At 57.7% G+C, this 15,040-nt stretch carries 13 protein-coding genes; 12 read left to right on the forward strand and 1 reads right to left on the reverse strand.

The window, feature by feature from the left end:
* Positions 1 to 72: 72 nt before the first annotated feature.
* The 12 genes from nrdH to leuA all read left to right on the forward strand — a co-directional run bounded on the left by nrdH (position 73) and on the right by leuA (position 14,261).
* The gene (gene nrdH / locus FOY93_RS17255; protein WP_111965893.1) at positions 73 to 312 is read left to right on the forward strand and encodes a glutaredoxin-like protein NrdH; all 240 of its coding nucleotides are present in this window, start codon (positions 73 to 75) and stop codon (positions 310 to 312) included.
* A complete protein-coding gene (nrdI, locus tag FOY93_RS17260) occupies positions 309 to 719 on the forward strand; it encodes a class Ib ribonucleoside-diphosphate reductase assembly flavoprotein NrdI (protein ID WP_143345432.1) in 411 nt (136 codons plus the stop codon). The genes nrdH and nrdI overlap by 4 nt, the downstream gene beginning before the upstream one ends.
* A complete protein-coding gene (gene nrdE, locus FOY93_RS17265; protein ID WP_143345433.1) occupies positions 692 to 2,836 on the forward strand; it encodes a class 1b ribonucleoside-diphosphate reductase subunit alpha in 2,145 nt (714 codons plus the stop codon). Before nrdI ends, nrdE begins: the two co-directional genes overlap by 28 nt.
* Before the next feature lie 9 nt (positions 2,837 to 2,845).
* Positions 2,846 to 3,805: a class 1b ribonucleoside-diphosphate reductase subunit beta gene (gene nrdF, locus FOY93_RS17270; protein WP_133295018.1), complete on the forward strand. Its 960-nt coding sequence runs from the start codon at positions 2,846 to 2,848 to the stop codon at positions 3,803 to 3,805.
* 331 nt (positions 3,806 to 4,136) lie between these two features.
* Complete coding sequence (proV, locus tag FOY93_RS17275) at positions 4,137 to 5,339, forward strand: glycine betaine/L-proline ABC transporter ATP-binding protein ProV (protein ID WP_127732090.1); 1,203 nt, start codon at positions 4,137 to 4,139, stop codon at positions 5,337 to 5,339.
* Positions 5,332 to 6,396 (forward strand): glycine betaine/L-proline ABC transporter permease ProW, encoded by a 1,065-nt coding sequence (proW, locus tag FOY93_RS17280; protein ID WP_115876126.1) that lies wholly within the window; start codon positions 5,332 to 5,334, stop codon positions 6,394 to 6,396. Before proV ends, proW begins: the two co-directional genes overlap by 8 nt.
* 9 nt (positions 6,397 to 6,405) lie before the next feature.
* Positions 6,406 to 7,401, forward strand: coding sequence for a glycine betaine/L-proline ABC transporter substrate-binding protein ProX (gene proX / locus FOY93_RS17285; protein WP_133295019.1), 996 nt, complete (start codon positions 6,406 to 6,408; stop codon positions 7,399 to 7,401).
* A 184-nt stretch (positions 7,402 to 7,585) separates the two neighbouring features.
* On the forward strand, positions 7,586 to 8,770 hold the full coding sequence (locus FOY93_RS17290) for an MFS transporter (RefSeq protein WP_115876128.1): 1,185 nt from the start codon (positions 7,586 to 7,588) through the stop codon (positions 8,768 to 8,770).
* Positions 8,771 to 9,083: 313 nt separating this feature from the next.
* Positions 9,084 to 9,614, forward strand: a complete 531-nt coding sequence (gene mprA, locus FOY93_RS17295) for a transcriptional repressor MprA (protein ID WP_023333174.1) — start codon at positions 9,084 to 9,086, stop codon at positions 9,612 to 9,614.
* A gap of 125 nt (positions 9,615 to 9,739) precedes the next feature.
* Positions 9,740 to 10,912 (forward strand): multidrug efflux MFS transporter periplasmic adaptor subunit EmrA, encoded by a 1,173-nt coding sequence (gene emrA, locus FOY93_RS17300; protein WP_045909303.1) that lies wholly within the window; start codon positions 9,740 to 9,742, stop codon positions 10,910 to 10,912.
* A 16-nt stretch (positions 10,913 to 10,928) separates the two neighbouring features.
* Positions 10,929 to 12,476, forward strand: coding sequence for a multidrug efflux MFS transporter permease subunit EmrB (gene emrB, locus FOY93_RS17305; RefSeq protein ID WP_115876129.1), 1,548 nt, complete (start codon positions 10,929 to 10,931; stop codon positions 12,474 to 12,476).
* A 129-nt stretch (positions 12,477 to 12,605) separates the two neighbouring features.
* Entirely contained in the window at positions 12,606 to 14,261 is a 1,656-nt protein-coding gene (gene leuA / locus FOY93_RS17310; protein ID WP_143345434.1) for a 2-isopropylmalate synthase, read from the forward strand.
* Here the strand turns inward: leuA and FOY93_RS17315 are convergent.
* Entirely contained in the window at positions 14,248 to 15,012 is a 765-nt protein-coding gene (locus tag FOY93_RS17315) for an AraC family transcriptional regulator (protein WP_143345435.1), read from the reverse strand. The genes leuA and FOY93_RS17315 overlap by 14 nt on opposite strands.
* Positions 15,013 to 15,040 lie beyond the last annotated feature (28 nt).

A 15,040-nucleotide genomic window follows, 5' to 3' on the forward strand; every position in this document is an offset into this window, starting at 1 on the left:
CTTTTAGCAAGACACACACAACCTGACGCGATGATTCGCGCCGTTCTCTCATTTTAAATGGAAATACAAATCATGAGCATTATTATTTACACTCGTAACGATTGTGTTCAGTGCCACGCGACCAAACGGGCGATGGAAAGCCGCGGCGTGGCGTTTGAGATGGTGAATATTGACCAGCAGCCCGAGGCCGCAGACACCCTTCGCGCGCAGGGTTTCCGTCAGCTTCCGGTGGTAGTAGCCGGGGAGACCAGCTGGTCAGGCTTTCGCCCGGACATGATCAACCGCCTCGCCTCGCAGGCCGCACGGGCATGAGCAGAATGGTGTTCTTCTCCAGCAGCTCGGAAAACACGCTCCGTTTTATTGAGCGCGTCGGGCTGCCTGCGGTGCGCATTCCGCTCAACGAGCGGGAGCGGATCCGAGTAGAGGAACCGTACATTCTGGTGGTGCCCAGCTATGGCGGAGGCGGTACGGCGGGCGCGGTACCTCGCCAGGTGATCCGCTTTCTGAACGATCCTCATAATCGCGGGCTAATCCGCGGCGTGATCGCGGCGGGGAATCGTAATTTCGGCGATGCCTTTTGCCGTGCCGGGGATGTCATCTCTCAAAAATGCGGCGTGCCGTATCTCTACCGCTTTGAGCTGATGGGGACGCAGCAGGACGTCGAAAACGTGCGTAAAGGAGTGAACGAATTTTGGCAACGACAACCGCAGAACGGGTGATTCAGGCGACGCCGGATTACCACGCATTAAACGCGATGCTTAACCTCTATGACCGGGAGGGACGCATTCAGTTTGATAAAGACCGTGAGGCGGTGGACGCCTTTTTTGCCGCCCACGTGCGGCCCAACAGCGTGACTTTTGCAAGCCAGAATGAACGTCTCGACCACCTGGTTAACGAGGGTTACTACGACGCGCGCGTACTCACCCGCTACGACCGTGCCTTTGTGGTGAAGCTGTTTGAACGCGCCCACGCCAGCGGTTTTCGTTTCCAGACTTTCCTCGGCGCGTGGAAGTACTACACCAGCTATACGCTGAAGACTTTCGACGGCAAACGCTACTTAGAGAGCTTTGAAGATCGCGTGGTGATGGTCGCACTGACCCTGGCGCAGGGCGATGAAGCGCTGGCGCAACAGCTCACCGACGAGATCCTCTCCGGCCGCTTCCAGCCAGCCACGCCGACCTTCCTCAACTGCGGTAAAGCCCAGCGCGGCGAGCTGGTTTCCTGCTTCCTGCTACGTATCGAAGATAACATGGAGTCGATTGGCCGCGCGGTGAACTCGGCGCTGCAGCTTTCCAAACGCGGCGGTGGCGTGGCGTTTCTGCTTTCTAACCTGCGTGAAGCGGGCGCGCCGATCAAGCGCATCGAAAACCAGTCTTCCGGCGTGATCCCGGTGATGAAGATGCTGGAGGATGCGTTCTCTTATGCTAACCAGCTTGGCGCGCGCCAGGGTGCGGGAGCGGTTTACCTGCACGCGCATCATCCGGACATTCTGCGTTTTCTCGATACCAAACGCGAAAACGCCGACGAAAAAATCCGCATCAAAACCCTGTCGCTGGGCGTGGTGATCCCGGATATCACCTTTAAACTGGCCAAAGAGAATGCCGGGATGGCGCTCTTCTCGCCGTATGACGTTGAGCGTATTTACGGCAAAGCGTTTGGTGACGTGGCGATAAGCGAGCTGTATGACGAGCTGGTAGCCGACGAGCGCATTCGCAAAAAATATATCAACGCCCGCGATTTCTTCCAGACGCTTGCGGAGATCCAGTTTGAGTCCGGCTATCCGTACATCATGTATGAAGATACGGTGAACCGCGCGAACCCGATTGCCGGGCGCATCAACATGAGCAATCTGTGCTCGGAGATTTTGCAGGTCAACAGCGCGTCTACCTACGACGAAAACCTGGACTACGCGGACATCGGCAAGGATATCTCCTGCAACCTCGGGTCGCTGAATATCGCCCACACCATGGATTCCCCCGACTTTGGCCGCACGGTGGAGACCGCCGTTCGCGGGCTGACGGCGGTGTCGGACATGAGCCACATCCGCAGCGTACCGTCTATTGAAGCGGGCAACGCCGCGTCGCACGCTATCGGTCTGGGGCAGATGAACCTGCACGGCTATCTGGCGCGCGAAGGTATCGCCTACGGCAGTCCGGAAGGGCTGGATTTCACCAACCTCTATTTCTACACCATTACCTGGCACGCGCTGCACACCTCGATGATGCTGGCGCGCGAGCGCAGCCAGCGGTTCGCGGGCTTTGAGCACTCCCGTTACGCCAGCGGAGCCTATTTCAGCCAGTATCTTGAAGGCGACTGGCAGCCGAAAACCGAAAAAGTGCGCGAACTGTTTGCCCGCGCGGGGATTACCCTGCCGACGCGCGAGATGTGGCAGCAGCTGCGTGACGACGTGATGCGCTACGGCATCTACAACCAGAACCTGCAGGCGGTGCCGCCGACCGGATCGATCTCCTACATCAACCACGCCACGTCGAGCATTCACCCGATCGTGTCGAAAATTGAAATTCGTAAGGAAGGCAAAACCGGGCGCGTTTACTACCCTGCCCCGTTTATGACCAATGAGAACCTGGCGCTGTATCAGGACGCGTATGAGATCGGCCCGGAGAAAATCATCGATACCTACGCGGAGGCAACAAAACATGTGGATCAGGGGCTGTCGCTTACGCTGTTCTTCCCGGACACCGCCACCACGCGGGATATCAACAGAGCGCAGATCTACGCCTGGAAGAAAGGCATCAAAACGCTCTACTACATTCGCCTGCGCCAGCTTGCGCTGGAAGGCACCGAAATTGAAGGCTGCGTGTCCTGCGCGCTGTAAGGAGAAAGGATGAAACTGTCACGCGTGAGTGCCGTTAACTGGAACAAAATCCAGGACGATAAAGATCTGGAGGTCTGGAACCGTCTGACCAGCAACTTCTGGCTGCCGGAAAAGGTCCCGCTCTCCAACGATATTCCGGCCTGGCAAACCCTGAGCTACGCCGAGCAGCAGCTGACGATCCGCGTCTTTACCGGCCTGACGCTGCTCGACACCATTCAGAATACCGTCGGCGCACCGGCGCTGATGAGCGACGCGCTGACGCCGCACGAAGAGGCGGTGATGTCGAATATCAGCTTTATGGAGGCGGTGCACGCCCGCTCTTACAGCTCGATTTTCTCCACGCTGTGCCAGACCAAAGACGTGGACGCAGCCTATACCTGGAGTGAAGAGAGTGAGTCATTACAGAGAAAGGCGGAGCTGGTACTGACGTATTATCGGGCCGACGAGCCGCTGAAAAAGAAAATCGCCAGCGTATTCCTGGAATCGTTCCTCTTCTATTCCGGCTTCTGGCTGCCCATGTACTGGTCGAGCCGGGGCAAGCTCACCAACACCGCCGATTTGATTCGGCTTATCATTCGGGATGAAGCGGTACACGGCTATTACATCGGCTATAAGTACCAGAAAGGGCTGGAGAAAGTCAGCGAGGCAAAGCGCGAGGAGCTTAAAGGCTTTGCGCTCGATTTGCTGATGGATCTGTACGACAACGAGCTGAGCTATACCGAGGAACTCTACGCCGGTACCGGCTGGGAGGAAGACGTTAAGGCCTTCCTCTGCTACAACGCCAACAAGGCGCTGATGAACCTTGGCTACGAGGCGCTTTTCCCACCGGAGATGGCGGAGGTGAACCCGGCGATTCTGGCCGCGCTGTCGCCCAATGCCGACGAAAACCACGATTTCTTCTCGGGATCGGGCTCATCGTACGTGATGGGCAAAGCGGTGGAAACCGAGGATGAAGACTGGGATTTTTAATGAACGCTAACGTTCGTTAATTTAATATAAACCCAACAATTCCCTCTCTAATATTTACAAAACAACTACACTGTAATTTCCACGTCATATTCGCCTGAATCATTCCAATTCAGGCGAAATTTCCCGATACAGCAGCAAAAAATTGAGAAAAATTCAGATCACGCTCAGCCCTTTACTCATGGGAAATTCAGCCGTTTCGCTTCCCCGAAAATTCATGCCAAAAGTAAACCCAGGGTTGTCTCAGATTCTCAGTATGTTAGGGTTATGCCCGTTAACAATTTACCATGGTAATCATATCGGCATAAACAAATAACAGGACACTCTCTATTGCATGGCAATTAAATTAGAAGTGAAAAATCTTTATAAAGTATTTGGCGAGCACCCGCAGCGCGCATTCAAATATATTGAGAAAGGCCTTACGAAAGAGCAAATTCTGGAAAAAACCGGGCTATCGCTTGGCGTTAAAGACGCCAGTCTGGCCATTGAAGAAGGCGAGATTTTTGTCATCATGGGATTATCCGGTTCGGGTAAATCCACTATGGTTCGCCTTCTCAATCGCCTGATTGAACCCACCCGCGGACAGGTGCTGATTGACGGCGTGGATATCGCCAGAATATCAGACGCCGAGCTTCGCGAGGTGCGCAGAAAGAAGATCGCAATGGTGTTTCAGTCATTCGCGCTAATGCCGCACATGACGGTACTGGATAATACCGCCTTCGGCATGGAATTAGCCGGCACGCCGGCTCAGGAACGTCAGGAAAAAGCTCTGGATGCACTGCGTCAGGTTGGGCTGGAAAATTATGCGCATGCGTACCCGGATGAACTTTCCGGCGGTATGCGCCAGCGCGTGGGATTAGCCCGTGCATTAGCCATTAATCCAGACATATTATTAATGGATGAAGCCTTCTCCGCCCTCGATCCGTTAATTCGTACCGAGATGCAGGACGAGCTGGTAAAATTACAGGCTAAACATCAGCGAACCATTGTGTTTATTTCCCACGATCTGGATGAAGCCATGCGTATTGGCGACCGTATTGCCATTATGCAAAACGGTGAAGTGGTGCAGGTCGGCACGCCGGATGAAATTCTCAATAATCCCGCGAATGATTATGTACGCACCTTCTTCCGCGGCGTGGATATTAGCCAGGTCTTTAGCGCCAAAGATATTGCCCGTCGAACGCCAAACGGCATTATTCGTAAAACCCCAGGTTTCGGCCCACGCTCGGCGCTTAAGCTGCTGCAGGACGAAGACCGTGAATACGGTTATCTGGTTGAACGCGGCAATAAATTTGTCGGCGTTGTTTCCATCGATTCTCTGAAAACCGCGCTCAGCGAAAACCAGGGCATCGATGCGGCGTTAATTGACGCTCCGCTTGCCGTGGACGCCGAAACGCCGCTCAGCGAGCTGCTCTCTCACGTGGGGCAGGCGCCTTGCGCCGTACCGGTCGTGGGTGAGGAACAACAGTACGTCGGTATCATCTCCAAACGGATGCTGCTGCAGGCTTTAGATCGCGAGGGGGCAAATAATGGCTGATCAAACTAACCCGTGGGGCACCGCTGAAGCAGCGGACAGCGCTGCACAATCCGCCGACGCGTGGGGTTCCACGCCAGCACCCGCCGACGGTGGCGGCGCGGCAGACTGGCTCAATAGCGCACCCGCGCCTGCGCCAGAGCATTTCAACATCATGGATCCGTTCCATAAAACGCTGATCCCGCTGGACAGCTGGGTCACGGAGGGGATCGACTGGGTGGTGACGCACTTCCGCCCGGTTTTCCAGGGGATCCGCATTCCGGTGGATTACATCCTGAACGGCTTCCAGCAGCTGATGCTGGGCATGCCGGCGCCGGTGGCGATTATTCTGTTCTCCCTGATCGCCTGGCAGTTTGGCAGCGCCGGGATGGGGATCGCCACGCTGATTTCGCTGATTGCCATCGGCGCGATTGGGGCCTGGTCGCAGGCGATGATCACCCTGGCGCTGGTGCTGACTGCCCTGCTCTTCTGCATCGTCATCGGCCTGCCGATGGGGATCTGGCTGGCGCGCAGCCCGCGGGCGGCGAAGATTATCCGTCCGCTGCTGGATGCAATGCAGACTACCCCGGCATTCGTCTATCTGGTGCCGATTGTGATGCTGTTCGGCATCGGCAACGTGCCGGGCGTGGTGGTCACCATTATCTTCGCGCTGCCGCCGATTATTCGTCTGACCATTCTCGGGATCAACCAGGTGCCTGCGGACCTGATCGAAGCGTCACGCTCGTTCGGCGCCAGCCCGCGCCAGATGCTGTTTAAGGTTCAGCTCCCGCTGGCCATGCCAACCATCATGGCGGGCGTTAACCAGACGCTGATGCTGGCCCTTTCGATGGTCGTCATTGCCTCGATGATCGCCGTTGGCGGACTGGGCCAGATGGTGCTGCGCGGCATTGGCCGTCTCGACATGGGGCTGGCCACCGTCGGCGGCGTCGGCATTGTGATCCTCGCCATTATCCTTGACCGCCTGACCCAGGCCGTCGGTCGTGATTCACGCAGTCGCGGCAACCGTCGCTGGTATTCCACCGGCCCTGTCGGGTTACTCACCCGCCCATTTATAAAATAAGGAACAACGATGCGACATAACGTACTTTTTGCCACAGCGTTTGCCACCCTTGTCTCCACCAGCACGTTTGCGGCAGACCTGCCGGGCAAAGGCATTACCGTGCAGCCGGTGCAGAGCACCATTTCGGAAGAGAGCTTCCAGACCCTGATCGTCAGCCGCGCGCTGGAAAAACTGGGCTATACGGTTAACACGCCGAGCGAAGTGGATTACAACGTGGGCTACACCTCGATTGCCTCCGGTGACGCCACATTTACCGCCGTCAACTGGCAGCCGCTGCACGACGACATGTATGCCGCCGCCGGTGGCGACAAGAAATTCTATCGCGAGGGTACCTTCGTGACGGGCGCGGCGCAGGGTTATCTGATCGACAAGAAAACCGCCGATAAGTACCACATCACCAATATTGAACAGCTGAAAGATCCGAAGATCGCCAAACTGTTTGACACCAACGGTGACGGCAAGGCCGACATGATGGGCTGCTCGCCTGGCTGGGGCTGTGAAGCGGTGATTAACCACCAGAACAAAGCTTTCGATCTGGCGAAAACGGTCGACGTGAGCCACGGCAACTATTCAGCGATGATGGCCGACACCATTGCCCGCTTCAAAGAGGGTAAACCGGTGATCTACTACACCTGGACGCCGTACTGGGTGAGCGACGTGCTGAAGCCGGGTAAAGACGTGGTGTGGCTGCAGGTGCCGTTCTCTTCCCTGCCGGGCGAGCAGAAAGATATCGACACCAGGCTGCCGAACGGCATGAACTACGGCTTCCCGGTGAACACCATGCATATCGTGGCGAACAAAGCCTGGGCGGAGAAAAACCCGGCGGCGGCGAAGCTGTTTTCGGTAATGAAGCTGCCGCTGGCTGACATCAACGCCCAGAACGCGATGATGCACGCGGGCAAATCGTCTGAAGCGGATGTCAAAGGCCACGTCGACGGCTGGATCAAAGCCCACCAGCAGCAGTTTGACGGCTGGGTGAAAGAGGCGCTTGAGGCACAGAAGTAAAAACAAAGCCCTACCCCTCACCCTAACCCTCTCCGCTTTGGGGAGAGGGCCGGGGTGAGGGGATCAAACCGCACTATCCCCCTAAACCGCACAATCCATCACCCAACAATCCCCCAACTTTCACAATCATTAGCTATTATGGTTTCCGGAAAAATAATCACTCAACTAACGATTCCTGAAACTAATGACAAAAACAGCTCAAGGGCTTAGCCCCGCACTCATCCTTTTAATGTCCGTGGCAACGGGTCTGGCCGTCGCCAGCAACTATTACGCGCAGCCTCTTCTCGACACCATCGCCCGCGCGTTCAATCTCTCCGCCAGCTCCGCAGGCTTTATCGTCACCGCAGCACAGCTAGGCTATGCCGCCGGGCTGCTGTTTCTGGTGCCGCTGGGCGATATGTTTGAACGCCGAATGCTGATCGTCTCCATGACCCTGCTGGCCGCCGGTGGGATGCTGATCACCGCCAGCAGCCAGTCGCTGACGATGATGATCGTCGGAACCGCGCTAACGGGACTGTTCTCCGTGGTGGCGCAAATTCTGGTCCCGCTCGCCGCGACTCTCGCCTCTCCGGAAAAACGCGGCAAGGTGGTGGGTACCATCATGAGCGGCCTGCTGCTGGGGATTTTGCTGGCGCGTACCGTTGCTGGGCTGCTGGCAAGCCTCGGCGGCTGGCGCACCGTATACTGGGTGGCGAGCGTGCTGATGGTCGTTATGGCGCTGGCGCTGTGGCGCGGGCTGCCGAAAGTGAAGCAGGAAAACCACCTGAACTACCCGCAGCTGCTGGCCTCCGTTTTCAGCCTGTTCACCCAGGATAAGCTTCTGCGCACTCGCGCCCTGCTGGGCTGCTTCACCTTCGCTAACTTCAGCATTCTGTGGACGTCGATGGCGTTTCTGCTGGCCGCACCGCCGTTCAATTATTCCGAAGGGGTGATTGGCCTGTTCGGCCTGGCCGGCGCCGCAGGCGCGCTGGGCGCGCGTCCCGCAGGGGGGCTGGCCGACAAGGGCAAATCCCACCTGACCACCTCCGCAGGACTGATTTTACTTCTGCTCTCCTGGGCGGCGATCTGGTACGGACACATTTCGGTGCTGGCGCTGATCGTCGGTATCCTGGTACTCGATCTCACCGTACAGGGCGTTCACATTACCAATCAGACCGTCATCTATCGCGTGAAGCCTGAGGCGCGTAACCGCCTGACGGCTGGTTACATGACCAGCTACTTCATCGGCGGCGCTGCGGGTTCGCTAATTTCAGCGTCGGCGTGGCAGCATGCGGGCTGGTCGGGGGTGTGTGCGATTGGGGCCATCGTCGCTACCCTCAACCTGCTAGTATGGTGGCGCGGTTACCACCGCCAGGATGCAATTAACTAACATTTACATTGAGTTGGCCTCTTAGGGTGTTAAGAGGCCCTTCACTCTGTTAATGTAAACGTAATCATTTATCCCAGAAATTTTAATGTGGGTGACATATTTACAATTGGCATGAATAGTTCAGACCCCCGTCCTCACATCCTCTCCTCAGCGGGTTCATACCCTACGCTTTCTGTGCTCACCGGGTCACGGACTTACCCGGCGCTTTCTGATGGTGACATAAGTTTGGCGGATATAACCGCACAAATAATTCATTTACATTATTTGTCACCGTCGTTACTATATCGGCTGTAATTAATGAGGTTATGCCCAAATGGATAGTTCGTTTACGCCCATTGAACAAATGCTTAAATTCCGCGCCAGTCGCCATGAGGACTTTCCGTACCAGGAAATCCTGCTGACTCGCCTGTGCATGCACATGCAGGGTAAGCTGCTGGAAAACCGTAATAAAATGCTGAAAGCTCAAGGGATTAACGAGACATTGTTTATGGCGTTGATCACGCTGGAGTCTCAGGAAAATCACAGCATTCAGCCTTCCGAACTGAGCTGCGCGCTGGGCTCCTCCCGTACCAATGCGACCCGTATTGCCGATGAACTCGAAAAGCGTGGCTGGATTGAGCGCCGCGAAAGCGACAACGATCGCCGCTGCCTGCATCTGCAACTGACCGATAAAGGTCACCAGTTCCTGCGCGAGGTGCTGCCACCGCAGCACAATTGCCTGCACAAACTCTGGTCTGTCCTCAGCACCGCCGAGCGCGACCAGCTTGAGCACATCACTCGCAAGCTGCTCACCCGTCTGGACCAGATGGATGAAGACGGCGCCGTTCTTGAGGCGCTGCGCTAACGCGACGACACGCTCACCATTCCAGATTCATAAAAAACCGACAGGCCAGCACGTCACACTGCTGGCCTTTCTGACAACAGGTCGGCTCAGCCGATGTGAAAATAAGAAGATCGTGGAGAACAACAATGAGCGCAAATGCGGAGAGCACTACCCCGCAGCAACCGGCCAACAAGAAAGGCAAACGTAAGAGCGCCCTTCTTCTGTTGACCTTGCTCTTTATCATTATTGCCGTGGCATATGGGATCTATTGGTTTTTAGTACTGCGTCATGCTGAAGAGACTGACGACGCGTACGTGGCAGGGAACCAGGTACAAATTATGGCGCAGGTGTCGGGCAGCGTGACGAAAGTCTGGGCTGACAATACCGACTTTGTGCAAAAAGGCGATGTGTTGGTGACCCTCGATCCAACCGACGCCCAGCAGGCTTTTGAAAAAGCACAGACCGCGCTGGCCTCCAGCGTCCGTCAGACCCGCCAGCTGATGATCAACAGCAAACAGCTGCAGGCCAACATCGACGTGCAGAAAACAGCGCTGGCGCAGGCGCAGAGCGACCTGAACCGCCGCGTGCCGCTCGGCACCGCCAACCTGATTGGCCGTGAAGAGCTGCAGCACGCCCGCGATGCCGTTGCCAGCGCTCAGGCACAGCTGGATGTGGCCATTCAACAGTACAACGCCAACCAGGCGATGGTGCTGGGCACCAGTCTGGAAAACCAGCCCGCCGTACAGCAGGCGGCGACCGAAGTGCGCAACGCGTGGCTTGCCCTGCAGCGTACCAAAATCGTCAGCCCGATGACCGGCTATGTCTCCCGACGTTCCGTCCAGCCAGGAGCGCAGATTAGCCCAACCACGCCGCTGATGGCGGTCGTGCCGGCAGACAATCTTTGGGTCGACGCCAACTTTAAAGAGACGCAGCTTGCCCATATGCGTATCGGCCAGACCGCGACGGTTGTCAGCGACATTTACGGCGATGACGTGAAGTACACCGGTAAAGTGGTCGGCCTGGATATGGGGACCGGCAGCGCCTTCTCCCTGCTGCCTGCGCAGAACGCCACCGGTAACTGGATCAAAGTGGTTCAGCGTCTGCCCGTGCGTATCGAACTGGATGCCAAACAGCTGGCGGATCACCCGCTGCGTATCGGCCTCTCTACGCTGGTGACCGTTGACACCGCCAACCGCGACGGTCAGATCCTGGCAAGCCAGGTGCGCAGCAGCCCGGCTTATGAAAGTAACGCCCGTGAAATTAGCCTCGATCCGGTCAACAAGCTGATCGATGACATCGTGAAGGCAAACGCCGGTTAATCCGAAGGTGAGCGTTATGCAACAGCAAAAGCCGCAAAAACCGCTGGAAGGGGCGCAGCTGGTCATTATGACCATAGCGCTGTCGCTGGCGACATTCATGCAGGTGCTGGACTCCACCATCGCAAACGTGGCGATCCCGACCATTGCCGGTAACCTTGGCTCGTCGCTGAGCCAGGGGACCTGGGTCATTACCTCGTTTGGGGTGGCAAACGCCATCTCCATTCCGATTACCGGCTGGCTGGCAAAGCGCGTCGGTGAGGTGAAGCTGTTCCTCTGGTCCACGGTGGCGTTTGTACTGGCCTCGTGGGCGTGCGGCATGTCCAGCAGCCTGACGATGCTGATTTTCTTCCGCGTCATTCAGGGGATTGTCGCCGGGCCGCTGATCCCGCTTTCCCAGAGTTTGCTGCTGAGCAACTACCCTCCCGCAAAACGTTCCGTCGCGCTGGCGCTCTGGTCGATGACCGTTATCGTCGCGCCTATCTGCGGACCGATTCTGGGCGGGTACATCAGCGATAACTACCACTGGGGCTGGATCTTCTTCATCAACGTACCGATTGGCGCCGTCGTGGTATTAATGACGCTGCAGTCGCTGCGGGGACGTGAGACCCGCACCGAACAGCGGCGAATCGACAGCATCGGGCTGGCGCTGCTGATCCTGGGTATCGGCAGTCTGCAGATCATGCTCGACCGCGGTAAAGAGCTCGACTGGTTCAACTCGCAGGAAATTATCATCCTGACCATTGTCGCGGTGGTGTCGATAAGCTTCCTGATCGTCTGGGAGCTGACGGACGACAACCCGATAGTCGATCTCTCGCTGTTTAAGTCGCGAAACTTTACCATTGGATGTCTGTGTATCAGCCTCGCCTATATGCTCTACTTCGGCGCGATTGTTCTGCTGCCGCAGCTATTGCAGGAGGTGTATGGCTATACCGCAACCTGGGCGGGTCTGGCCTCAGCGCCGGTCGGGGTGATCCCGGTCCTGCTGTCGCCGATAATTGGCCGCTTCGCCCATAAGCTCGACATGCGCCGTCTTGTGACGTTCAGCTTCATCATGTATGCGGTGTGCTTCTACTGGCGTGCGTATACCTTTGAGCCAGGAATGGACTTTGGCGCCTCTGCGTGGCCGCAGTTCATTCAGGGCTTCGCGGTCGCGTGCTTCTTTATGCCGCTGACTACCATCACGCTCTCTGGCTTACCGCCCGAGCGTCTGGCGGCCGCGTCTAGCCTGTCGAACTTCACCCGTACGCTGGCGGGCTCCATCGGTACGTCGATCACCACCACCCTGTGGACGAACCGTGAATCGATGCACCACGCCCAGCTGACCGAAGCGGTGAACCCGTACAACCCGAATGCTCAGCAGATGTATAGCCAGCTTCAGGGGATGGGAATGACGGAGCAGCAGGCGTCCGGCTGGATTGCCCAGCAGATCACCAACCAGGGGCTAATTATCTCGGCCAACGAGATTTTCTGGATATCGGCAGGGATCTTTATCATCCTGCTGGGGCTGGTGTGGTTTGCCAGACCGCCGTTTGGTGCCGGCGGCGGCGGCGGTGGTGCGCATTAATCCTCTGCGCTGGTAGCCGCCACAGGGCAACCGCCCCGGTTGTCCAGAACGCGACAGCGATTGTCAGTTTCGATAAAGCAGCGCTCCTGTAATCAATTCACGATAGTGAAAAGACAACAGGAGCGCATCATGCTGAACACACCCGCCGACAAGTACCAACCCTATCCGACCCTTTCCCTGCCCGACCGCCGCTGGCCGGAGCAACGCATCACCCGCGCGCCGCGCTGGCTCTCAACCGACCTGCGCGACGGCAACCAGGCCCTTGCCGAGCCGATGGACAGCACCCGCAAGCTGCAGTTCTGGGATTTGCTGCTGGGCTGCGGATTCAAAGAAATTGAGGTGGCTTTTCCTTCAGCCTCGCAGACGGATTTCAACTTCGTTCGCCAGCTGATTGAAGAGAACCGCATCCCGGATGACGTGACGATTCAGGTATTAACCCAGGCGCGGGAAGATCTCATCCATCGCACTTTTGAATCCCTGCGCGGCGCAAAGCAGGCCACCGTGCATCTGTATAACGCCACCGCCCCGCTGTTCCGCCGCCTGGTCTTCGGCATGGAGAAAGCGCAAATCGTTGAGCTGGCGACGCGCGCGACGCGGCTTATTCGCCAGCTGTGTGAGGAAAATCCCGACACCCGCTGGCAGTATGAATACTCTCCGGAAACCTTCTGCTTTACCGAGCCGGAGTTTGCGCTGGAGATTTGTGAAGCGGTGGCGGAGATCTGGCAGCCGTGCGACGAACGGCCTATGGTGATCAACTTACCCGCCACCGTCGAAGTGAGCACGCCGAACGTCTATGCCGACCAGATCGAGTACTTCTGTCGCCACTTTAGCCGCCGCCGCGACGTCTGCATCAGCGTGCATCCGCATAACGACCGCGGTACCGGCGTCGCCTGCGCGGAGCTGGCCGTAATGGCGGGGGCTGACCGCGTGGAGGGCTGTCTGTTTGGTAACGGGGAACGTACGGGCAACGTCTGCCTGGTAACGCTGGCGATGAACCTCTACAGCCAGGGGGTTAGCCCGAATCTGGACTTTAGCGATATGAATCGGGTGGTGGAAGTGGTGGAAACCTGCAACCAGCTGCCGGTGCACCCGCGCCATCCGTGGGCAGGACGGCTGGCCTATACCGCCTTCTCCGGCTCGCATCAGGACGCGATCAAAAAAGGCTTTGATGCCCGCAGGCCAGGCGATCGCTGGGAGATGCCTTACCTTCCCGTCGATCCCCAGGACATCGGCTGCACCTACGAAGCGGTGATCCGCGTAAACAGCCAGTCAGGAAAAAGCGGCAGCGCATGGCTCATCGAACAGAATCATGGCCTGAAATTACCTCGCGCCCTTCAGCAGGATTTCAGCCTGCACGTGCAGCAGGAAACCGATCGCCACGGAAAAGAGATGACGCATAATGCGCTGTGGCAGCTCTTCCGCGCCCGCTACGGCCTGGTGGCAACGCCGCACTTTGCGCTGCAATCCTACCGCAGCGACAGCCAGCAGGACGGCCAGCTGCGTCTGACGGCCAGCGTCGCCACACAGGGAGGAACGCGCCAGCTGGAGGGTCAGGGTAACGGTCTGCTCTCCGCCGCCGCTCACGGCTTAAGCCGCTGGGTCAACGCCCCGTTCGTGATAAAGGATTACCACGAGCATACGTTAGGCGAACGCAGCGACAGCCGCTCGGTGGCCTACATCCGCTGCCTGTTCCAGGACGGCAGCAGCCGCTGGGGCGTAGGCATTGACAGCGACGTGGCGCGCGCGTCGCTTCAGGCGCTGTTTAACGCCGTCAGTCGTTCTTAAAGTAATCGCTGGGAGAGACGCCCATCACCCGACGGAACATGGCCGTAAAGGCGCTGTGACTGCCGTACCCCAGATCCAGCGCCACGCGTAATACCGGCTGGCCCTGCGCCAGCCGCACTAAGGCTTCCAGCAGGCGCGCCCTTCTCAGCCACTCGCCGTAGCTTAATCCCGTCTGCTGCTGAAAATGGCGGTTCAGGGTGCGCTCACTCACGTTCATCATGCTCGCGGCCTGCGCGCTGCACCAGCTTTCACCCGGGTGTTGCCGGATTTGCAGACACAGGCGACGTAGCGCCTCACTTTCCGGCTCCGGCAGATGAAACGGCAGCACCGGCATAGTGCGGATTTCATCGAGAATGAGCTCATAGACGCGCTCATCCCGGCTTCCGGGTGAGTACGATTCAGGTAAAGCAAGGCAGACGAGGATCAGCTCGCGCAGCAGCGGCGTTATCTGCACGATCTGGCAGGTGGCCGGGAGATCGGCCCGCGCCAGCGGATCGATAAATAGCGTTCGCGCCGCCACGTTGCCGGTGATGCGAAGCGAGTGGCGAGTCCCCGCAGGCAGCCAGACGCCGCGACCGGGAGGTACAACCCAACAGCCTGATGCGGTATCCACCCGTACCACGCCGCTCAGGGTGTGCAGCAGCTGCGCGCAGTCGTGCTTGTGCCAGGGTTCGCTGTCACCATGAATGTAATCATGGGCAAACGGAACGAGGGGACGGTGGTTAAAGGAAAAAGTCGAGGTTGTGGTCATGGGTTAAACAACCCTCACCCTACCCTCT

Source organism: Enterobacter sp. 18A13, from assembly GCF_007035975.1.
Taxonomy (GTDB): Bacteria; Pseudomonadota; Gammaproteobacteria; order Enterobacterales; family Enterobacteriaceae; genus Enterobacter; species Enterobacter vonholyi.

Coding starts and splice junctions, on each gene's coding strand:
- FOY93_RS17290 (WP_115876128.1), top strand. CDS start 7,586: ATGACAAAAACAGCTCAAGGGCTTAGCCCCGCACTCATCCTTTTAATG.
- nrdH (WP_111965893.1), top strand. CDS start 73: ATGAGCATTATTATTTACACTCGTAACGATTGTGTTCAGTGCCACGCG.
- mprA (WP_023333174.1), top strand. CDS start 9,084: ATGGATAGTTCGTTTACGCCCATTGAACAAATGCTTAAATTCCGCGCC.
- nrdF (WP_133295018.1), top strand. CDS start 2,846: ATGAAACTGTCACGCGTGAGTGCCGTTAACTGGAACAAAATCCAGGAC.
- FOY93_RS17315 (WP_143345435.1), bottom strand. CDS start 15,012: ATGACCACAACCTCGACTTTTTCCTTTAACCACCGTCCCCTCGTTCCG.
- emrA (WP_045909303.1), top strand. CDS start 9,740: ATGAGCGCAAATGCGGAGAGCACTACCCCGCAGCAACCGGCCAACAAG.
- proV (WP_127732090.1), top strand. CDS start 4,137: ATGGCAATTAAATTAGAAGTGAAAAATCTTTATAAAGTATTTGGCGAG.
- proW (WP_115876126.1), top strand. CDS start 5,332: ATGGCTGATCAAACTAACCCGTGGGGCACCGCTGAAGCAGCGGACAGC.
- emrB (WP_115876129.1), top strand. CDS start 10,929: ATGCAACAGCAAAAGCCGCAAAAACCGCTGGAAGGGGCGCAGCTGGTC.
- proX (WP_133295019.1), top strand. CDS start 6,406: ATGCGACATAACGTACTTTTTGCCACAGCGTTTGCCACCCTTGTCTCC.
- leuA (WP_143345434.1), top strand. CDS start 12,606: ATGCTGAACACACCCGCCGACAAGTACCAACCCTATCCGACCCTTTCC.
- nrdI (WP_143345432.1), top strand. CDS start 309: ATGAGCAGAATGGTGTTCTTCTCCAGCAGCTCGGAAAACACGCTCCGT.